Raw genomic sequence first — 19,463 nt, 5'->3', positions numbered from 1 at the left:
TTGTTCTATGTAGAGTAAAACAAGGCGCGATTGCCGCGCCTTGTTTTAAGCCTTGCTTATGTGTTAATTATTCAGCGCTTGGAGCGTCTGCAACATCTGTTGTGATTTTAGCGTTTTCCACTAGGAATTCAACAGTATTCTGCATGCGGATGTCGTTTTCAAGCATCTCAGTGCCGCCAAGTGCAGTTTTGATTTTTTCAGTGTCCATGTTGAACTGGGAAGACATCTTCTCAAGTTCAGCATTGATGTCGTCAGAAGACACTTCCATGTTTTCTGCAGCAGCAATCGCTTCAAGAACCAATGAGACGCGTACGCGTGTTTCTGCGTCGGTTTTCATTTGTTCGCGAAGTGCAGCCTCGTCCTGTCCAGAGAACTGGAAGTAAAGTTCAAGGTTCATGCCTTGCTGTGTCAAGCGTTGTTCGAAATCGCTCATCATGCGGTCAGTTTCTGAATCGACCATCGCTTGCGGGATGTCGATTGTTGCGTTTTCAGCCGCTTTTTGAACTAGTTCGTCGCGAAGTTGAGCGTCAGCGTTAGCTTTTTTCTCAGTCGCTAATGTTTCTTTCATTTTTGTGCGAAGAGCATCCAATCCTTCAACTTCAGGATCGATTTCTTTTGCGAACTCGTCATTAAGCTCTGGAAGTTCTTTAAATTTCACTTCGTTGATCTTCACTTTGAAAGTTGCAGCTTTTCCTGCAAGTTCAGCAGCGTGGTATTCGTCAGGGAAAGTAACCTCAACTTCTTTTTCTTCCCCTGTTTTAGCGCCGATCAATTGTGATTCGAAGCCTGGGATAAATGAATTCGAACCGATTTCAAGAGAATAGTCATCTCCTTGGCCGCCTTCGAATGCTTCTCCATCAACAAATCCTTCAAAGTTGATAACAGCAGTATCGCCTTCAACGATTGCTTCGTCTTCTTTGACAGCAAGTTCAGCGAAACGCTCTTGGTTTTCTTTCAATTGGTTTTCGATTTCTTCGTCAGTCACTTCAGCATCCTGTTGGGAAACTTCAAGGCCTTTGTATTCGCCAAGCTGAACTTCCGGTTTAACCGTCACTTTAGCTGTAAATACTAGAGGTTTGTTTTTCTCCATTGTTTCGATGTCGATTTCTGGACGGTCTACAGGGTTAATGCCTGCTTCTTCCACTGCGTTTGCGTAAGCGTCCGGCAAGATGAAATCCAATGCGTCCTGGTAAAGTGATTCTGTGCCGAAACGCTGTTCGAACATTTGGCGTGGCATTTTCCCTTTACGGAAACCTGGTACGTTAATTTCCTTAACGACTTTCTTGAATGCTTTGTCTAATCCTGCGTTTACTTGCTCCGCAGGCACTTCAATTGTAAGAGTTCCTGTGTTACCTTCTTGTTTTTCCCATTTTGCTGACATTTTATAAGCCCTCCAAACATTTTCTACAAAGTCATATTACGTTTTATACGATTTTTGACAACTTCCATATTATATCACACCTAGCGCCATGTTCAACTATTTCTACCCGTTGCGCAGCTCAAACCATTGTTCCGCGTGAAAAATGAGCGTTAAGAGCTCAGGCTCCACGGATTCCTTGGATTCTTCCGAAAACAACTTATCCAAATATCCCTTGTATGCGAACGCCACTTGTTCCGCGCTGAACGCTTCCCACATGAACGGATAAAACAAAAAAACATGCCGATCAAACAGCTCGAGCGCCATGTCTAGACGTGTCGGATCTTTTTGCATGGCGTCTTGCAGAATCGTTTTGACCGCAACAAGCTTGCTGTCATTTGCGGGATCGGGCAATTGTCGAATTGAATATGTTCCTTCAAAGCCGAATTTGTTAAGCCGGACCTCAGCGTCTATTTTTTCCTGATGCAGTTTGAATAATATGTATGTTTTCGCCAGCGAGTCCGTTTCCGGATGCTGGACCAGTTCAACCATGCTGCCTTTCATCACTTCTAACGAGCCAGTGGGCAGTTCGAGTACGCGCTGCTCCTGCTCAGCAGGCGGCAGCGCAACAAAATTCGCTGTTGTGTAAAGAATCGGATCGATTTTAACTGGTGCGGAGTTCGATGCGATGCGTTCGTTCAGCTCGCGCAATTGCTGGAATTGCTCCAGCCGTTCTTCCGGAAGTACCTTTTCCTCAATCAGCGCTTCAATCATTCGCTCCGCTTCGGCGAACTCCCGGACTTGCATCAGAATGCTTATGTATAATTCCATTGTTTCCAGATAATGCACAGGCCCTACTTTCAAGAGCTCCCTGCATACTTCAAGCGCTTCTTCGTATTCGCCAAGTTCAAATAAGCAATAAGCATATGCACCGAGCGCTCCCGGATGTTCAGGCTCGTAAGAAAGCACTTGGTACAGCTTATCGCGTGCACTGACATATTTTTCGTCTTTCAACAGGTTCATGCCTTCTGTCAACAGCACTTGCACCGTGTTTGGAAAAACAATGACATTGCCTTTCCGTTTCAGCTCCCTGTACTTTTTCCGCATACTAACACCCCATTTGTACTATTTATAATACCATAACGGGTTTTTGCGAGAAAACCAAACGTTGGTCTTCTGATCACATTTATTCGCAAGTTCCACCTCAATGGGGAATCGCTTTTAGCTTCTGGAATTGGCTGATACGGAACCAACGCGGCAAGAACTGTCGGATTTCGTCGTCGTTGTATCCGACTTGCAATTTTTTGCCGTCATGGAGGATCGGCAGACGCAAAATGCCCGGGTTTCCTTGAATGACTTCATACAGCTCCGGCATAGACAAGGTATCAAGGTCGACTTTCAGTTTTTTGATGGCGTAGGCTTTTTTCGAAATGATTTCCTCTGTGCCTTCATCCGTCAGCGACAAAATCTCCTGAATTTCTTCAACGGTAATCGGTGTGACCGAGATGTTTTTTTCAGTGTAAGGGATGTTGTATTCGTTGAGCCATGCAATCGCTTTCCGGCAGGAGGTGTTGCTCGTCGCGGTAAATAATTTCGCTTTCATCATGTCACATTCCTTTCGTTTAATGTGCCTTCCTTCATCTGTTTGATGATATCCGGGGGGAACAGCGTGCGGCAGAACACTTTCGCAAACTGCTGATAATCCACATCCAAGCCTTCGCTGTTGCGGACCTGTAATTTTTCGAGCAGCGACTGCAGGCACCATGTCAATGTTCCGATATCGATATCCGGCCACATGAGCCCTTTTCGCTGAAGCTTTTGAAGATGCTGCAGCACTTTTTTATGCATATGTGCTTTTGCGTCTTTGACTACGGCTGCCAGTTCGGCATCGCGAATCATCAGCTCCGGCATCAGTTTTCTTAAATTCGATTCGTTCATTTTGTGGTAATGCATTTCAAGGCGCCCAGCCAATAGCTTTTCGGGATCGCCGCTTTTCCATTCGAGATCAAGCGGCATGATGTCTTCCAGCTGATTTTCGATGAGCGACATCAATAATTGCCGCTTGTCTGAGAAATATCGGTAAAATGTGCCGGTGGCAACATGGGCTCTCGCAGCAATCTCTTTTGCCGTAGTGTGTTCGTAGCCCTTTTCGATAAAGAGGGATTTGGCACTTTCGATCAATGCCTCCCTTTTTAGCTTTGATCGTTGTTGTTTCGGAAATGTCGGAAAATCTCCGACCAAATTATCGTTCGGCATTTCGTCACCTCTAGTACTTAGAATAACACGCTCGCGCGCAAAACATGAACTCAGGTTCATGTTTCAGGAGCGTTTATTTTCAATCTTTTTCACATTTTCGCCATTTTATGCGAAAGCTCTTTACCGCTCCTGCAAAGATTAGATGTTTGCGGTTCGACCTCCTTTTCCAGAAGTTAAATTTACTTTTATTCTAACATTATTATTCTGAATATTCCGCACCCTTAAAATTATTTTTTCAGCAATAGGAAAACCCCTCCGATCCAAAATGGATCAAAGGGGTTTGCCATATTATTATGTAGTCATTTCTATAACGTCCCAGGAGAGATTCGAACTCCCGACCGACGCCTTAGAAGGGCGTTGCTCTATCCAGCTGAGCTACTGGGACATGGCTTTCTTTTGGAATAGATTCTCCAACGAAAGACAATTTTAATTATAGAAATGATTTCATAAAAAGTCAATGCTATTTTGCAAAAACATTAAATTGATTTTCTGCTATTCTTTAAAGCCGTTGAGCAACTTTGACAACGACAGTTGCATTTCTCTCATGGCATTGCCGCGATGCGAAATGGCCGCTTTTTCCTGTGGCTGCAGCTCAGCCAATGTCCGTCCCTCAGATGGTACCCAGAAGATCGGGTCATAGCCGAAACCATTTTCGCCAAAGCGTTCTTCAATAATATAGCCTTCGCAAGAACCCGAGAATGTCTTCGTTTCTTTGCCGGGAACCGCAATTGCAAGAACGCACCTGAAACGCGCATGGCGTTTTTCTTCCGGAATGCCTTTCATTTTCTCGAGCACTTTGTCGATATTGGCGCTGTCGCTTCTTTCGCCGCCAGCATAGCGCGCTGAATAAACGCCAGGTTCGCCGTTCAATGCATCAATTTCCAGTCCGCTGTCGTCTGCGATTACGGCTGTGTTGAGGAGTTTCGCAACGGTTTCCGCTTTTAGGATGGCATTTTCTTCAAAAGTGGTGCCTGTTTCTTCGACGTCAATTTCTTCTGCGATGTCGCGCAATGTCAAAACTTCATAGCCATATGGACGGAACAGTGCTTCAAAATCCTTTGCCTTGCCCAAGTTTTGTGTTGCAATGATCACTTGTTTCATAGGTTAGAATTCACCTCTTCCCCGACCCGGAGAGCAATACTCCCGAGTGCCTGTTTTTGCATTTCAATCAACTGTCTAATGCCTGCTTCGCCAAGGTCCAGCAATTCGTTGAGTTGTGCGCGGGTGAATGTCGACTCTTCCCCGGTGCCCTGCAATTCGACGAAATGGCCCGCCCCTGTCATAACCAGGTTCATATCCACTTCTGCCGTAGAATCCTCGACATAGTTCAAATCCAGGATGGCACCAATTTCATCATCGATGCCTACGCTTGTCGCCGCCAGGAAGTCTGTTACCGGGAAAGCCGGCAAGTCCAATTCCCCGATCGCCATCGTCATAGCAACGAAAGCGCCAGTAATGGAAGCCGTACGCGTTCCGCCGTCAGCCTGGATGACATCACAATCAATCCAAAGCGTGCGTTCTCCCAGCTTTTCCAAATCAACTACAGCGCGGAGTGCACGGCCGATCAAGCGCTGAATCTCCATCGTACGTCCACCCACTTTGCCTTGCGACGATTCACGGCGATTGCGTGAATTGGTCGCACGTGGCAGCATCGAATATTCGGCAGTGACCCAGCCCTTGCCTTGGCCTCTTAAAAACGGTGGGACCTTCTCCTCAATCGTTGCCGTACAAATCACTTTCGTCTGTCCAACTGTAATCAGGACCGACCCTTCTGGATGTATCAAATACTCTGTATCCATCTGCACCGGTCGCAATTCGCCCGTATGTCTGCCATCAATTCTATTCATTTAAATTTCCTCCTCAACTCTACATCATTAGATTACCATATTTGCAGAAGCTCGACCAAAAAAACCTGGCGGCGTAAGCCGTCAGGTTTTGGGAAAACGTATGGAATGGACGAATGGTTCTTCAATGCCAAGCCATTTCCGGATAATTGACCGGAAGATGGGAATCGATCCGGACGTATAGAAATGGTGAACTGGCGGCTTGGTGCGATTTGAAAGCTCGCCTTTGAAGCGCAAGTGGCGCTCAACGTCTTTCGCTGTCTCCTCAGCGGATGACAACACTTTCACCCCACTGCCGAACACGCCTTCGATAAAGTCTTGCAGCAACGGGTAATGGGTGCAGCCCAAAATAGCTGTGTCAAAAATTTCCCCTTCGAGCTGGGACAATGTTTCTTTCACCATTTTGCGGGCAAATTCCCCTTCGTACTCATCACTTTCCACGAGCGGAACAAATCTCGGGCACGCTAATTGAACAACATTCGACGAAGAAACGAGCGACTTCACAGCTTTTTCGTAAGCTCCGCTCTGGACAGTCCCAAGCGTGCCGAGGACCGCAATATTCTTCCCCGGAGAAGATTTGATGGCTGCGCGGGCTCCTGGAAAAATGACGCCGATTACGGGAATCGGCAGTTTTTTCTGGAGGGAGTCTAACGCTGCAGCAGTTGCTGTATTGCACGCAATCACCAGCATCTTGATTTTTTTCTTCATCAGCGCCTGTGCCATCTGCCATGTAAACTTCTTCACTTCTTGCAGTGAGCGGGGTCCGTATGGGCAGCGCGCATTGTCGCCTATATAGAAAATCTGTTCATTCGGCAATAATTTCATTATTTCCTTGGCTACGGTCAGTCCGCCTACCCCGGAATCGATAACACCTATGGGCGCATTCATGTTCAAATCACCACTATCCTATTTCATGTTTGTATGGAGCTTCTCAAGAAGCATTGAAAATTGCCCTGCTTCTTCTTCGCTGAAATTGGCCAGCACATTTTCCAAGTAATCCTGGCGCTTTTTAATCACTTCTTCAATGATCCGTTCGCCCTCTTTTAAAAGCTTGATGCGGACAACACGACGGTCCTGCTCTTCGCGGATGCGCACCACAAGTTCATTCTTTTCCATGCGGTCCACTAAGTCAGTTGTTGTGCTGAACGCCAGGTACATCTTGTTGGAAAGATCTCCGATTGTCATATCCCCGTGCTCAAAAAGCCATTGCAAAGCAATAAACTGCGGCGGTGTAATGGTATAGGAATTCAAGATTTCGCGGCCTTTTTGCTTAATGATGCCCGAAATGTAACGAAGTTCTTTTTCCATAAACGCTACCCGTTCCGGGTCATGGAGATTTTGTTTGGCATTTTCATTCATAGAATTCAACACTCCTTGGCTAAGTATCCTTCTCTCTATAGTGAAGGTTTTTTATGGATATGGCAAGAATCCGCTTATTTTTTTGTTGATATTAACCTTTTTGCTGTAAATAATTGCTTTTCCTCTTGGGTCCATGGATGGCCTTTGCCCGTATCTTTTGAGATCTGGACCATGATGCCGCGTCCCGTGAAACAAGACTGTCCCGCTTCATTGGTCACCCAATAATGGATATCGACCGAAGAATTGCCAACTTTCTCTGCTTTTACATGGACCGCCAATGTTTCATCGAAAAAGACCTGCTGCACGTAATCTACTTGCATATCCGCCACTACCGGCATCAATCCATCGCCTTTAGCCAGCCAGTTTTGCATAAGACCGAGGCTTTTCAAATATTCGATGCGAGCGAATTCGAAATACGTGATGGGTACCGTATTATTGACGTGCCCGAACATATCGGTTTCCGAAAATCGGACTTGCACCGGCACAGAAAAGTCGAATCCATTTTGCCAGTTTTCTCGATCTACTATGTAATTCGCTTTCATTTCAAGTCCTCCATTGCACTTTGTTTTCTTAGTATAGCAAATAATGGTCTATTGGGGACATGCAGCTAAAAATAGATAGAAAAAAACCCCGCATAAGCAGGGTCTATCTTTTTCAATGTCTAGCTCCAACGGCCAGGTTCTTGGGTCATAAGCCAACCCAACTGTGCGGCAAAGAACGCCACTTCGCTGGTCTGCCTTATGCCTTTCGAACCTAAACGGCCGTTTCCGCTTTTCATTTCAATCAAACATTATTATCGCTTCCGAAGAAGTTGCGGAACATTTGAACCGTTGTATCGCGGTTCAATGCTGCGATTGAAGCTGTCAAAGGAATTCCTTTAGGGCAAGATTCAACACAGTTTTGAGAGTTACCGCATCCGCCAAGACCGCCTTCACCCATGATTGAGTTTAAACGCTCATCACGGTTCATGGCACCTGTCGGATGGGCATTCATAAGACGCACTTGTGAAAGTGGCGCCGGTCCGATGAAGTCGGATTTATCGTTGACGTTCGGGCATGCTTCTAAGCATACGCCGCAAGTCATGCATTTTGATAATTCGTATGCCCATTGGCGTTTCCGCTCAGGCATCCGCGGGCCTTCGCCCAAATCATGCGTGCCATCGATTGGCACCCATGCTTTAACTTTTTTCAGCGAGTCGAACATACGGCTGCGGTCGACGATCAAGTCGCGGACTACAGGGAATGTTTTCATAGGCTGAAGGCGAATCGGCTGTTCCAATTGGTCGACAAGCGCCGTACAAGATTGGCGAGCTTTGCCATTGATGACCATAGAACAAGCTCCACAAACTTCCTCAAGACAGTTCATGTCCCATGTTACCGGGGTTGTTGTTTTCCCTTCCATGTTGACAGGGTTGCGTCGGATTTCCATCAATGCCGAGATGACATTCATGTTTGGACGATATGCTAATTCGAACTTCTCCCAATACGAATTTTCATCCGTAGAGTTTCTGCGTTCGACTTCAAATATAACCGTTTTTGCTGCTTCACCCATGGTAAATTAGCTCCTTTCTAAGTGCTATGCTTTCGCTGAATAGTCACGTTTACGCGGCGGAATCAATGAAAAGTCAACTTCTTCGTAATGGAAGATCGGCGCATCGTAGCCATTGAATTTCGCCATTGTCGTTTTCAAGAATTCCTCATCATTACGCTCCGGGAAGTCCGGTTTGTAATGGGCGCCGCGGCTTTCGTTGCGCATAAGCGCTCCGATAGTGATAGCTCGTGCTAAATGCAGCATATTTTTCAACTGACGCGTGAACATTGCGCCCTGGTTGCTCCAAAGTTGAGTATCAGTGATGTTGATGTGATTGAAACGCTCCAGCAATTCCTGGATTTTTTCATCCGTTTTTTGCAGGCGGTCATTGTAGCGTACAACTGTTACGTTGTCCGTCATCCACTCGCCAAGCTCTTTATGCAGGACATATGCATTTTCCGTACCGTTCAACGCAAGAATTTCTTCCCATTTGCGCTGCTCTTCCACTTGGGCTCTGTCGAAGATATCCGATGGAAGGTCTTCAGCCAAAACGTCCAAGCCTTTCATGTACTGGATTGCATATGGCCCTGCTACCATTCCGCCATAGATAGCGGACAATAGAGAGTTTGCGCCCAAACGGTTTGCACCGTGCTGGGAGTAATCGCATTCGCCTGCCGCAAGAACGCCAGGGATGCTTGTCATTTGATGGTCGTCAACCCACAGGCCGCCCATTGAATAATGAACTGCCGGGAAGATCTTCATCGGTACTTTGCGTGGATCGTCACCAGTGAATTTCTCGTAAATTTCAATGATTCCGCCAAGCTTAACATCCAATTCATGCGGGTCTTTATGGGAAAGATCCAAGTAGACCATGTTTTCGCCATTGATCCCAAGTTTCTGGTTAACGCAGACATCGAAGATTTCCCGCGTCGCGATATCACGCGGTACCAGGTTTCCGTATGCCGGATATTTTTCTTCCAGGAAGTACCAAGGCTTGCCATCTTTATAAGTCCAGATACGGCCGCCTTCTCCACGCGCTGATTCTGACATCAAGCGCAGTTTATCGTCGCCTGGGATTGCCGTCGGGTGAATTTGGATAAATTCGCCGTTCGCATAATAAGCTCCTTGCTGATAAACGATTGAAGCAGCTGATCCTGTGTTGATAACAGAGTTCGTCGATTTACCGAAGATGATTCCAGGTCCGCCAGTTGCCATGATAACGGCATCCGCGCGGAACGCACGAATTTCCATTGTCGACATGTTTTGGGCTGTAATCCCTTTGCTGACGCCTGCATCATCAAGGACTAGGCCAAGGAATTCCCATCCTTCGTATTTCGTTACAAGCCCAGCTACTTCAAAGCGCCGAACTTGCTCGTCCAAAGCGTAAAGCAATTGCTGGCCAGTTGTTGCACCTGCGAAAGCTGTTCTGTGGTACATCGTGCCGCCGAAACGGCGGAAGTCCAAAAGGCCTTCAGGCGTACGGTTAAACATGACGCCCATGCGGTCAAGCAAACGGATGATTTCCGGTGCAGCATCTGTCATCGCTTTAACCGGTTTTTGGTTAGCCAGGAAATCGCCGCCGTAAACGGTGTCATCAAAGTGAATGTCAGGGGAATCCCCTTCACCTTTTGTATTTACCGCTCCATTGATCCCGCCCTGCGCACAAACCGAGTGAGATCTTTTTACAGGAACGATTGAGAATAGGTCGACGGGTGAGCCTGCTTCTGCCGCTTTAATAGCAGCCATCAAGCCGGCAAGGCCGCCTCCTACGATAGTAAGTTTGCCTTTCGCCATTATGGTATTCACTCCTCTTTTAGTTCACCAATAATCGAAATTTTATTAAACGAACGCGAGTAGCGCTCTGATGCCGATAATAGACAAGACGACAAATACAAGCAACGTGAAGTACGTTGAGTATTTCTGTGCCTTTTCAGACTGCGTGATTCCCCAAGTAACTAGGAATGACCATAGGCCGTTCGCCAAGTGGAACGTCGCTGCCATAACACCCAAAATGTAGAATACCACCATAGCTGGGTTGTCGAGGATGTTTGCCATCATGTTGAAATCTGCCTCAGCTGCATTGCCGATAGCGACTTGGAAGCGTGTTTCAAACACGTGCCAAGCGATGAAGATTACCAGGAAAATCCCTGTATAGCGCTGTGCCACGAACAATGTGTTGCGCATGTAGCTGTAATGCCCCACATTATTTCTCGAAGTGAACGCTATGTATAACCCGTAGAACGCATGGTACATCAACGGCAAATAAATAACGAAGATCTCCAAGAAGATTACGAACGGCAAGCTCGCCATGAAATGAGAAGCTGTGTTAAACGCTTCCTCGCCTTGTGTCGCAAAATGGTTGACGATTAAGTGCTGCGTCAAGAACAATCCGATTGGAATGATTCCCAATAGTGAGTGCAGCCTGCGCATTAAAAATTCTCGATTATCCAAAATTTTACCTCCCTTAGGCGTTAATGGGCAGCAAAAAGAGCAATCGATATGTTACGAAAGCATCCATTGACTGCAATTATCATCATGATACAATAATATGACATATTTATTGTACTCCGCACCATTAGGAGCGTCAAGGCAACTAGCCTTATTCCAGCAGTTCCATCCTGTAATTTATTATACTGAAAGTGGGTTCAATATGACTGTCACAGACACAGATTTTAACGGCCAATTCGGCCAGGAAGTTCTTCGGAATCACGTGATTCCTGATATTCTCGGGCGCCACGAAGCGGACATCCTTTACTGGGCCGGCAAATCGCTGGCCCGCAAATTCCCGCTCGCGACGATGGACGACGCACCGGACTTTTTCCGCCAAGCCCATTTTGGGGAGCTGAAAATTGAACGGTCATCCAAGGGCGAAACCGCCTTCCACCTTGCTGTGCCTGGGTTGGAGCAGCGCTGCTTCAAGCTTGAAGCCGGATTTTTGGCACAGCAAAAACAGAATATTGACGGTTTTATGACAGAAGCTTTTGACGAGTCTCTGGGCAAGAAAAAAGGCATCCGCATCACATTAAAAACAGACCTTCGCGATAAGGTCTGAAACTGCCTGAGATCTTAGGTACAGGTTTTTTCTCCTGCTGTTCCTTTTAGCCTAAGAACAACGGCTCTTCCGGAATCCGTTATTTAATTGTAGTGTGAAATCAGAATAGTTCAGGTAATTCACACTTTAATCCATATCCTGGATAAGCATTTTTCGAAGGGGATATTTAATGACAAATATTTTAATTACTATTGGCATTCCGGTTTACAATGGCGAACGCCATATTCACAGCTGCATTGATTCTATCCTGAAACAGACGATGCCACAGGATGGGATTGAAATCATCGTTGTCAATGACGGTTCCACAGACCTTACAGCCGCTGTATTGGATTCCTATTCCATCCAGCATTCCAATATCCGAACCATTCACCAAACCAATACCGGTGGACCCGGCGCACCGCGCAATACAATCATTTCGGAAGCTCGAGGAGAATACATTTTCTTTGTCGATGCTGACGACTTCCTTGGGGAAGAAGCACTCGAGCGCATGCACCGGATGGCTGTAGACAACGGTTCCGATATCGTTCTTGGAAAGTTCATCGGCGTCAATGGCCGCGGCGTCGCCCAATCCATGTTCCATCACAACCAAACCAAAACGACCGCACTCCAATCCGATGTATTTGATGCCATAGGGCCGACTAAAATGTTCCGCAAGGAATTTCTCCTCAAAAAAGGAATCCGCTTTCCGGTTGGCATCTGCACTGCCGAGGATCAGCCTTTCATGGTCCATGCCTATATTCTCGCTGACATCATTTCCATCGTTGCCGACTACCCTTGCTATTACGTCGTCAACCATTCCGATAAAGAACATGCTTCGATCATGCCTGCCTCTCCTTCCGATTATTACGGTACACTGGATCAATCGGTACAGATCATCAAACGCTACATCAAAAACCAAGCACATCAAGATTTGCTGATTGCAAAATACTTGAAAAAAGAATTCACGACTGGACGCAGCGTTTCGTTGGCTTCCTCCATTATTAGCAAAGGTGAAAAGAAGGCCTGGCTCAGCGAATTGAACCGCTGCCTCTCCAGCTGGACCAATAAAAAAATCATCAGCCACCTTCCTGTCCCTTTGCAGCAGTTTGTAAGCTGCGCCAAGACGAATGACCTCCAGCAAGTGCTGGCATTTTTCTCTGACGACATCCCGGATGCCGGCTGAGAAGCATTTAAAAAGGCAAGTTCCGCTTAACTGCGGGACTTGCCTTTTTATTAACGGGATAATTCGTAAGCATCATGAAGTGCATTGGCGGAGAGTTTCATTTCCATTTCCGGTACAACAACGGAGATCTTGATTTCCGAAGTGGATACCATTTTCACAGGGATGCCTTCTATACGAAGAATATCAAACATTTGGGCAGCAACACCGGGATTGGACACCATGCCGGAGCCGACGATGGAAACTTTGGATAAGCCGACTTCATATGTCACCGACAGAAATCCAATTTCCTCCTGGCGCTCAAGCAAAACTCGGCGTGTTTCCTCCAGGCTGTCCTCTTTGATCGAAAACGACACCGATGGCGGCAATTCGTCAGTAATGCTTTGGACGATGATGTCAACATCAATATGGTGTTTCGCCAATGTCGTAAAAATATTCGCGAGCGAGCCATTGAACGCTTTTTTATAATTAACCGTCACGCGGGCGATTCCGGATTCGAACGCCACGCCTCTGACAATCAGATTTTTTTCCACAGTGATCACCTCTTGTATGATTGTTCCCGGTTCATCCGAATAACTTGCGCGGACCGATAAAGGGACATGGTTGTTTTTCGCAAATTCAACTGCGCGAGGATGAAGGACGCCGGCACCCAGATTCGCCAGCTCAAGCATTTCATCGTAGGAAATCTGCTCCAGCTTGCGCGCGCCCGTCACGAAGCGCGGATCGGATGTGTAAACGCCGTCGACATCGGTGTAGATTTCGCATTTGTCAGCATGCAAGGCAGCAGCAAGCGCGACAGCCGTCGTATCTGAGCCTCCGCGGCCCAGTGTCGTGATGTTGCCGATTTTGTCGACGCCCTGGAATCCGGCAACAACACAAAAGTATCCATCGGTCAGCGCCTGTTCGATGCGCTCTGTATGAATCTGTTCGATGCGGGCGTTGCGCGGCACGGATTCCGTTTCAATCCCGGCCTGCCAGCCTGTGAACGACAATGCTTCGTGGCCAAGCATCTTGAATGCCATCGCAAGCAGCGCAATCGTCACTTGCTCGCCGGTCGCGAGCAGCATGTCCATTTCCCGCTTCGGAGGCTCCGCCGAAATGTCCCCCGCCAATTGCAGCAGCGTGTCCGTGGTCTTGCCCATCGCCGATACGACAATGACGACGCGCAGCCCTTTTTCTTTTTCACGAATCGCACGTTTTGCGACCCCGATGATTTTTTCTGGTGTTGCGACGGATGTTCCGCCAAACTTCATGACTACAGTTTCCATTCAATCCACTCCCATAATGTAAGTGGCCCTCAACATGAATGCCGAGCTGGCCGAAACGGCAGCACGGCTAGACAATAAAAAAGGCAGCTCGCCGGATTGCCGGCAAACTACCTCTTTCGTCATGCACGAATAAAAAACGTCCATGTGAGATAGCCCTCCAGAGATTGACTCTGACAGCCCGGCATTTCTTAAATGCCGGACCAGCACACGGATTTGCAAGAATCCGTACACTTCGGCGACCGCCCCTTTCCCCATTCCTCACAGATTCTGCAAATCTCCGAATGGCTACTTTTGACGCCCGCTCCTCTATCATCACTTTTCCAAGTGATCTATATATGTTTTTACGATAACACGTTATTGTTCAGCTGGCAACGATTGCTGCGAAAAATGCTTCAGGATCTGATCCGCCAGCTTGTCCGGCATGCCCGCTTCTTTCAAGTCTTCCTTGCTTGCTTCTTTGATGCGCTTTACAGAACCGAAATGCTTCAATAACTGCTGTTTGCGTTTCGGCCCGACCCCTTCCAAATCGTCCAATGCGGACTGGATCGAGTTTTTGCCGCGCAGCTGGCGGTGAAACGTAATGACGAATCTATGGACTTCATCCTGGATGCGCTGCAGCAGGTAGAACGCTTCGCTCGTGCGTTTCAGCGGCACTGCTTCAACAGGATCCCCGTACAGTAGATGCGAAGTCTGGTGCTTTGCATCTTTTGCGAGACCGGCAATTGGAATAGACAGCCCGAGTTCATCCTCCACGATTTCACGGGCAGATTCGATCTGACCCTTGCCTCCATCGATAACGATCAAGTCAGGCAGCGGCAGACCGTCTTTTAAGACGCGCGTATAGCGCCGGCGGATAACTTCACGCATCGCTGCGTAATCATCGGGCTTCGAGGCATTGCGCGTTTTGTATTTGCGATAATCTTTTTTCGACGGTTTGCCATCGATGAACGTGATCATCGCCGACACTGCGTCTGCCCCTTGGATATGCGAGTTATCAAAAGCTTCGATGCGCAGCGGCGTGGCAATGTTCATTGCGGTGCCTAATTCTTCGCAAGCTCCGATCGTCCGCTCTTCCTGTCGTTCGAGCAGCCCGAATTTTTCTTTGATGGCGATTTCCGCGTTTGTTTTCGCGAGCTGCAATAAATCCTTTTTCTTGCCGCGCTGTGGTACCAACACCCGGATCTTCAGCCATTCGCGGATCAATTCCGCGTCGACGCCTTCCGGCAACAGCACTTCATTCGGTTTGACATGATGCGGCTGCTCGTAGAACTGGCCAATGAACGTCAGGAATTCTTCCTGCGGATCGCGGTATAACGGAAACAGCGACACGTCACGTTCAATCAGCTTGCCTTGGCGCACAAAAAAGACCTGAACGCACATCCATCCCTTATCGACGGCATAGCCGAAGATATCGCGGTCGGTAAAATCATTCATCGCCATTTTTTGTTTTTCCATGACGGTTTCGATATGCGCAATCTGATCGCGGTATTCTTTCGCCCGTTCGAATTCCAGATTTTCAGCCGCTTCGGACATCTTCTCGATCAGGTCTTGTTTGACCTCGCGGAAGCCGCCGTTCAGGAATTTCGTAATGTTGTCGATCATTTCCTGGTACGTCTCTTTTTCAACCGGTTTAATGCAAGGCGCCAAACATTGCCCCATATGGTAATAAAGGCACGCTCGGTCCGGCATTGTATAACATTTTCGCAGCGGATAAATCCGGTCCAGCAACTTTTTCGTTTCGCTGGCTGCGTATGCATTCGGATAAGGTCCGAAATACTTGCCTTTGTCTTTTTTCACTTGCCGTGTCGTAATGAGCTTTGGATGGCGCTCGCCTGTGATTTTCAAGTACGGATAGGATTTATCGTCTTTGAGCATGATGTTGTATTTGGGATCGTGTTTTTTGATCAAATTCAATTCAAGGATCAATGCTTCGATGTCTGAGGACGTGACAATGTATTCGAAATCCTCGATTTCACCGACGAGCCGCTGCGTTTTCGCATCATGGCTGCCCGTGAAATACGAACGCACACGGTTTTTCAGCACTTTTGCCTTGCCGACGTAAATGACCGTGTTTTGCCGGTCTTTCATCAAATAACAGCCTGGTTGATCAGGCAGGATTGCTAATTTATGCTGGATCAATGTGTTTGCCATTTTCTCACCCTATTAAAAAACCGGGTGCCATTTCTGGACCCGGTTAAGAATTATGCGTGTTGGTTAACCAATTCAGCCAATGCTTCTTTAGGGCGGAAGCCGACAACTTTATCTACTGGCTGTCCGTCTTTCATCAAAAGAAGTGTTGGAATTGACATAATGCCATATTCGCTGGCAGTGCCTTGGTTTTCATCCACGTCCACTTTCACGATTTTCACTTTGCCGTTCATATCTGCATCCAATTCTTCAAGTACTGGAGCGATCATTTTACAAGGTCCGCACCATGCAGCCCAGAAGTCTACTAGTACTAGGCCTTCAGAAATTTCTTGTGAAAAGTTTTGGTCTGTTCCTTTTACGATAGCCATTAATAATTCCTCCTTGGGTTATAAACAAAATCTAAAACGATTATATCATGCGCTAAATGGTCTAGCTATTTATATGCCTATTGATTAATTACCCTAATTTTATCGGAATAAACGAGGATATTTTCTGAGTACCAAAATGTGCAGCGGCATCCTTCTTTAATACGATATTCCGCAAAACAGCTACGGTTGCCGCGGGCGAGCGCCAAGCCTCCTCAGTCGCTTCGCTCCCTGCAGGGTCTCGGCTGTCTCGCTATCCCGCAGGCGTCTCCGCTTTTTGCTTCATATCGGGAAATAACATTGAAATACTGACAGAATATCTTTCAAGGTTTTCGACTAAAAAATAATTCGGTATTAAGTTTTACCCTAGAATGAATCGGAAAGCGTTCTTCTGTCTTTACATTGCTGCGCTAGTCTTAATACAAGAAAGTGTATTGCAGCAAAAATAAGAGGCTGCCGAAATTTTCTCGACAGCCCTTTCTTATAATTCTAAACCGGCATTTCTGCCAGGCTTGTTTTATTACATTACTTTTTTGAATTCTTCAGTCAACATTGGGATTACTTCGAACAAGTCACCGACGATGCCGTAATCCGCTACTTTGAAAATGTTTGCTTCTGGATCTTTGTTGATGGCAACGATGACTTTCGAGTTGGACATTCCCGCTAAATGCTGGATTGCGCCTGAGATGCCGGCAGCAATGTATAGGTCAGGTGTTACGACTTTGCCTGTTTGGCCAATTTGCAGGGAGTAATCGACATAGTCCGCATCACATGCTCCGCGGGATGCGCCGACTGCGCCACCTAAAAGGTTGGCAAGTTCTTGCAACGGTGCGAAACCGTCTGCACTCTTGACGCCGCGTCCGCCTGCTATGATTACTTTGGCTTCTGACAAGTCAACGCCTTCAGTCGATTTGCGGACAACGTTTTTGATGATTGTGCGCAAGTTTGTGATATCTACTGATAATGAAGAGATGTCGCCTGTGCGCTCTTCTTTTGCAAGTGGTGTGATGTTGTTCGGGCGGACAGTAATAAATGATACGCCTTCTTTGTTTTTCACTTTTTCAAACGCTTTGCCTGAATAGATCGGACGGACGAATACTGCGTCGTCGCCTTCGCCTTCGATTGACGTGACGTCTGAGATCAAACCTGTTTGAAGCTTAGAAGCGATTTTTGGAGACAAGTCTTTACCGACTGCTGTATGTCCGAAAACCAATGCTTCTGGGTTTTCCTGCTCCACAACAGCCATGAATGCCTGGCCATAGCCGTCAGATGTATAATGCTTTAAATGCGGGTGTTCAACCGTTACAACACGGTCTGCACCAAAGTTCACTAATTCTTGTCCGAATTCGCTGACTGCGTCTCCCAATAAGACCGCAACCACTTCTCCTCCGCCCGACATTTGCTTCGCAGCGGCAATCGCTTCAAATGATACGTTGCGCAAAGCGCCTTCGCGCGTTTCCGCCAATACTAATACTTTTTTTGCCATTGTCCGTATACCCCCTAAGTAGATGTGAAAATGCTTGGAATGATTTATCTAAACGATTTTATTGGATTAAATGACTTTTGCTTCGTTGCGCAACAAGCCGACTAGTTCAGTGACTTGAGCTGAAAGGTCGCCTTGTAGTACGCGGCCTGCAGCTTTTTTAGGCGGCAAGTAGATTTCGATTGTTTCTGTTTTTGCTTCAACATCGTCTTCTTCGATGTCGAGGTCATCCAATTCCAGTTCTTCAAGCGGCTTTTTCTTCGCTTTCATGATTCCTGGTAGTGACGGGTAGCGGGGCTCGTTCAAGCCTTGCTGTGCAGTTACTAGCAATGGCAATGACGTTTCAAGCTCTTCCGCGTCGCCTTCGATGTCTCTTGTGATTGTTACAGTTGTGCCGTCGATTTTAAGGTCTGTGATTGTCGTCACGTAGTTAATGCCTAGCAAGTCAGCAACGCGCGGTCCGACTTGGCCTGAACCGCCATCGATTGCAACGTTACCTGCAAGGATCAAGTCCGGGCTTTTATCTTTCAGGTACTCAGCTAATATGTATGCTGAAGTAAACTGGTCCATTTCTTCTACGTCATCTTCCGTGTTGATCAGAACGGCTTTGTCCGCTCCCATCGCCAACGCTGTGCGAAGCTGCTTCTCGGCTTCTTCTCCACCCATTGTGATGACAGTCACTTCGCCGCCGTGCGCGTCGCGTACTGTGATCGCTTCTTCAATCGCGTACTCGTCGTAAGGATTGATAATGAATTCCGCGCCGTCTTCCTGAATCTGGCCGTTGGAAATCACCAATTTTTCTTCTGTGTCAAAAGTGCGTTTTACTAATACATAAATGTTCATGAACGTAAACCTCCCAAGTATTATTTCCCTTTGAATTGTGCCTGTCTTTTTTCCAGAAATGCCTGGATGCCTTCTTTAGCGTCTTCCGAAACAAATACCGTCCCGAATGATCCGGCTTCCGCTTTAACCCCTTCATAATAAGAAGCAGGTTTTGCGTATTGGAGCATGTCGATTGCCGCTTTCACGGAAACCGGGCTCTTTTTCGCAATTTTCTTCGCGATTGTAAGCGTTTCCGAAAGCAAGTCTGCTTCAGGGTAGGCGCGGTTAGCCAGCCCAAGCTGAGCTGCTTCCGTTCCTGTAATTGGATCACTCGTCAATAGCATTTCGGCCGCTTTCGCTACGCCGACATATCTCGGAAGCCGCTGTGTGCCTGCAAAACCGGGAATCAGCCCTAGCTGTAACTCCGGTAATCCCAGTTTAGCATTTTCAGTGACAAATCGCATATGGCAACTCATCGCCAGTTCCAGGCCTCCGCCCAGAGCCGCTCCATGAATAGCTGCCAGTACTGGCTTATGGAACGTTTCCAGCCTTTCAAAAACTGCTTGTCCGCTCGCTGAAAGCTTCGAGAATTCTTCGCCTGAACTTACTTCAGTGAATTCCTTGATGTCTGCCCCGGCTGAAAAGAATCTGCCTTCTCCGTGAAGGACGATTGCGCGGACTTCTTCGTCCTCCGCTACCTCATCAAGCAAGTTGCCGACTTCGAGGATAAGTGAACGCGATAACGCGTTCGCTGGCGGACGGTTGATGGTCGCAATTGCAACGCCGTCCTCTTTTTTCCAACTGATAAATTCCATTCGAT

Annotated in this window: 21 protein-coding genes, 1 tRNA gene and 1 riboswitch; of the genes, 2 read left to right on the top strand and 20 right to left on the bottom strand. The window is 47.2% G+C overall.

The annotated features are described in order from the left end of the window. Positions 1-67 precede the first annotated feature (67 nt). The 13 genes from tig to AC4EHB_RS00915 all read right to left on the bottom strand — a co-directional run bounded on the left by tig (position 68) and on the right by AC4EHB_RS00915 (position 10,800). The gene (gene tig, locus AC4EHB_RS00975) at positions 68-1,381 is read right to left on the bottom strand and encodes a trigger factor (RefSeq protein ID WP_490980434.1); all 1,314 of its coding nucleotides are present in this window, start codon (positions 1,379-1,381) and stop codon (positions 68-70) included. Positions 1,382-1,483: 102 nt separating this feature from the next. Beyond that, entirely contained in the window at positions 1,484-2,464 is a 981-nt protein-coding gene (locus tag AC4EHB_RS00970) for a tetratricopeptide repeat protein (protein ID WP_490980433.1), read from the bottom strand. Positions 2,465-2,561: 97 nt separating this feature from the next. Next, positions 2,562-2,960 (bottom strand): transcriptional regulator Spx, encoded by a 399-nt coding sequence (gene spx, locus AC4EHB_RS00965; RefSeq protein WP_135500567.1) that lies wholly within the window; start codon positions 2,958-2,960, stop codon positions 2,562-2,564. Further along, positions 2,960-3,613: a TetR/AcrR family transcriptional regulator gene (locus tag AC4EHB_RS00960; RefSeq protein ID WP_490973727.1), complete on the bottom strand. Its 654-nt coding sequence runs from the start codon at positions 3,611-3,613 to the stop codon at positions 2,960-2,962. The genes spx and AC4EHB_RS00960 overlap by 1 nt, the downstream gene beginning before the upstream one ends. Positions 3,614-3,924: 311 nt before the next feature. Next, positions 3,925-3,998 (bottom strand) — tRNA-Arg (locus AC4EHB_RS00955). A 107-nt stretch (positions 3,999-4,105) separates the two neighbouring features. Next, a complete protein-coding gene (locus AC4EHB_RS00950) occupies positions 4,106-4,714 on the bottom strand; it encodes an XTP/dITP diphosphatase (RefSeq protein ID WP_490973726.1) in 609 nt (202 codons plus the stop codon). Next, positions 4,711-5,460 carry a ribonuclease PH gene (gene rph, locus AC4EHB_RS00945; RefSeq protein WP_490973725.1) on the bottom strand — a complete coding sequence of 250 codons (750 nt, stop codon included), beginning with the start codon at positions 5,458-5,460 and terminating at the stop codon, positions 4,711-4,713. Before rph ends, AC4EHB_RS00950 begins: the two co-directional genes overlap by 4 nt. A gap of 81 nt (positions 5,461-5,541) precedes the next feature. After that, entirely contained in the window at positions 5,542-6,345 is an 804-nt protein-coding gene (racE, locus tag AC4EHB_RS00940; protein WP_490980432.1) for a glutamate racemase, read from the bottom strand. A gap of 18 nt (positions 6,346-6,363) precedes the next feature. Beyond that, positions 6,364-6,816 carry a MarR family winged helix-turn-helix transcriptional regulator gene (locus tag AC4EHB_RS00935; protein WP_135500562.1) on the bottom strand — a complete coding sequence of 151 codons (453 nt, stop codon included), beginning with the start codon at positions 6,814-6,816 and terminating at the stop codon, positions 6,364-6,366. A 74-nt stretch (positions 6,817-6,890) separates the two neighbouring features. Next, on the bottom strand, positions 6,891-7,358 hold the full coding sequence (locus AC4EHB_RS00930) for an acyl-CoA thioesterase (protein ID WP_490973723.1): 468 nt from the start codon (positions 7,356-7,358) through the stop codon (positions 6,891-6,893). A 241-nt stretch (positions 7,359-7,599) separates the two neighbouring features. Continuing rightward, positions 7,600-8,367 (bottom strand): succinate dehydrogenase iron-sulfur subunit, encoded by a 768-nt coding sequence (gene sdhB / locus AC4EHB_RS00925; protein WP_490973722.1) that lies wholly within the window; start codon positions 8,365-8,367, stop codon positions 7,600-7,602. Between the two features lie 24 nt (positions 8,368-8,391). Further along, positions 8,392-10,140 (bottom strand): succinate dehydrogenase flavoprotein subunit, encoded by a 1,749-nt coding sequence (sdhA, locus tag AC4EHB_RS00920; RefSeq protein ID WP_490973721.1) that lies wholly within the window; start codon positions 10,138-10,140, stop codon positions 8,392-8,394. 45 nt (positions 10,141-10,185) lie between these two features. Continuing rightward, the gene (locus tag AC4EHB_RS00915; RefSeq protein WP_490975594.1) at positions 10,186-10,800 is read right to left on the bottom strand and encodes a succinate dehydrogenase cytochrome b558 subunit; all 615 of its coding nucleotides are present in this window, start codon (positions 10,798-10,800) and stop codon (positions 10,186-10,188) included. A 196-nt stretch (positions 10,801-10,996) separates the two neighbouring features. On the opposite strand from AC4EHB_RS00915, the gene AC4EHB_RS00910 reads away from it, so the two are divergent. Further along, the gene (locus AC4EHB_RS00910; protein ID WP_490980431.1) at positions 10,997-11,398 is read left to right on the top strand and encodes a DUF2507 domain-containing protein; all 402 of its coding nucleotides are present in this window, start codon (positions 10,997-10,999) and stop codon (positions 11,396-11,398) included. Positions 11,399-11,567: 169 nt separating this feature from the next. Then, a complete protein-coding gene (locus AC4EHB_RS00905) occupies positions 11,568-12,560 on the top strand; it encodes a glycosyltransferase family 2 protein (RefSeq protein ID WP_490973719.1) in 993 nt (330 codons plus the stop codon). 50 nt (positions 12,561-12,610) lie between these two features. On the opposite strand, the gene AC4EHB_RS00900 is transcribed toward AC4EHB_RS00905, so the two are convergent. The 7 genes from AC4EHB_RS00900 to AC4EHB_RS00870 form a co-directional block, all read right to left on the bottom strand. Further along, on the bottom strand, positions 12,611-13,825 hold the full coding sequence (locus AC4EHB_RS00900; RefSeq protein WP_490980430.1) for an aspartate kinase: 1,215 nt from the start codon (positions 13,823-13,825) through the stop codon (positions 12,611-12,613). Continuing rightward, entirely contained in the window at positions 13,826-13,969 is a 144-nt protein-coding gene (locus AC4EHB_RS00895) for a hypothetical protein (protein ID WP_490973717.1), read from the bottom strand. Continuing rightward, positions 13,968-14,142, bottom strand: a riboswitch (Lysine riboswitch). (Overlaps the previous gene by 2 nt.) 37 nt (positions 14,143-14,179) lie before the next feature. After that, positions 14,180-15,976, bottom strand: a complete 1,797-nt coding sequence (gene uvrC, locus AC4EHB_RS00890; protein WP_490973716.1) for an excinuclease ABC subunit UvrC — start codon at positions 15,974-15,976, stop codon at positions 14,180-14,182. A gap of 50 nt (positions 15,977-16,026) precedes the next feature. After that, positions 16,027-16,341, bottom strand: coding sequence for a thioredoxin (gene trxA, locus AC4EHB_RS00885; protein WP_135500553.1), 315 nt, complete (start codon positions 16,339-16,341; stop codon positions 16,027-16,029). A 517-nt stretch (positions 16,342-16,858) separates the two neighbouring features. Beyond that, entirely contained in the window at positions 16,859-17,824 is a 966-nt protein-coding gene (locus tag AC4EHB_RS00880) for an electron transfer flavoprotein subunit alpha/FixB family protein (RefSeq protein ID WP_490973715.1), read from the bottom strand. A 66-nt stretch (positions 17,825-17,890) separates the two neighbouring features. Beyond that, complete coding sequence (locus AC4EHB_RS00875; RefSeq protein WP_490973714.1) at positions 17,891-18,664, bottom strand: electron transfer flavoprotein subunit beta/FixA family protein; 774 nt, start codon at positions 18,662-18,664, stop codon at positions 17,891-17,893. Between the two features lie 20 nt (positions 18,665-18,684). After that, on the bottom strand, positions 18,685-19,458 hold the full coding sequence (locus AC4EHB_RS00870) for an enoyl-CoA hydratase (RefSeq protein WP_490980429.1): 774 nt from the start codon (positions 19,456-19,458) through the stop codon (positions 18,685-18,687). Positions 19,459-19,463 lie beyond the last annotated feature (5 nt).

This window comes from Planococcus sp. TJ-302 (assembly GCF_058268455.1).
Note: the sequence above shows the minus strand (reverse complement) of the source record. Positions and strands in the feature narration are given on the sequence as shown.

Coding starts and splice junctions, on each gene's coding strand:
- tig (WP_490980434.1), bottom strand. CDS start 1,381: ATGTCAGCAAAATGGGAAAAACAAGAAGGTAACACAGGAACTCTTACA.
- AC4EHB_RS00970 (WP_490980433.1), bottom strand. CDS start 2,464: ATGCGGAAAAAGTACAGGGAGCTGAAACGGAAAGGCAATGTCATTGTT.
- spx (WP_135500567.1), bottom strand. CDS start 2,960: ATGAAAGCGAAATTATTTACCGCGACGAGCAACACCTCCTGCCGGAAA.
- AC4EHB_RS00960 (WP_490973727.1), bottom strand. CDS start 3,613: ATGCCGAACGATAATTTGGTCGGAGATTTTCCGACATTTCCGAAACAA.
- AC4EHB_RS00950 (WP_490973726.1), bottom strand. CDS start 4,714: ATGAAACAAGTGATCATTGCAACACAAAACTTGGGCAAGGCAAAGGAT.
- rph (WP_490973725.1), bottom strand. CDS start 5,460: ATGAATAGAATTGATGGCAGACATACGGGCGAATTGCGACCGGTGCAG.
- racE (WP_490980432.1), bottom strand. CDS start 6,345: ATGAATGCGCCCATAGGTGTTATCGATTCCGGGGTAGGCGGACTGACC.
- AC4EHB_RS00935 (WP_135500562.1), bottom strand. CDS start 6,816: ATGAATGAAAATGCCAAACAAAATCTCCATGACCCGGAACGGGTAGCG.
- AC4EHB_RS00930 (WP_490973723.1), bottom strand. CDS start 7,358: ATGAAAGCGAATTACATAGTAGATCGAGAAAACTGGCAAAATGGATTC.
- sdhB (WP_490973722.1), bottom strand. CDS start 8,367: ATGGGTGAAGCAGCAAAAACGGTTATATTTGAAGTCGAACGCAGAAAC.
- sdhA (WP_490973721.1), bottom strand. CDS start 10,140: ATGGCGAAAGGCAAACTTACTATCGTAGGAGGCGGCCTTGCCGGCTTG.
- AC4EHB_RS00910 (WP_490980431.1), top strand. CDS start 10,997: ATGACTGTCACAGACACAGATTTTAACGGCCAATTCGGCCAGGAAGTT.
- AC4EHB_RS00905 (WP_490973719.1), top strand. CDS start 11,568: ATGACAAATATTTTAATTACTATTGGCATTCCGGTTTACAATGGCGAA.
- AC4EHB_RS00900 (WP_490980430.1), bottom strand. CDS start 13,825: ATGGAAACTGTAGTCATGAAGTTTGGCGGAACATCCGTCGCAACACCA.
- AC4EHB_RS00895 (WP_490973717.1), bottom strand. CDS start 13,969: ATGGACGTTTTTTATTCGTGCATGACGAAAGAGGTAGTTTGCCGGCAA.
- uvrC (WP_490973716.1), bottom strand. CDS start 15,976: ATGGCAAACACATTGATCCAGCATAAATTAGCAATCCTGCCTGATCAA.
- trxA (WP_135500553.1), bottom strand. CDS start 16,341: ATGGCTATCGTAAAAGGAACAGACCAAAACTTTTCACAAGAAATTTCT.
- AC4EHB_RS00880 (WP_490973715.1), bottom strand. CDS start 17,824: ATGGCAAAAAAAGTATTAGTATTGGCGGAAACGCGCGAAGGCGCTTTG.
- AC4EHB_RS00875 (WP_490973714.1), bottom strand. CDS start 18,664: ATGAACATTTATGTATTAGTAAAACGCACTTTTGACACAGAAGAAAAA.
- AC4EHB_RS00870 (WP_490980429.1), bottom strand. CDS start 19,458: ATGGAATTTATCAGTTGGAAAAAAGAGGACGGCGTTGCAATTGCGACC.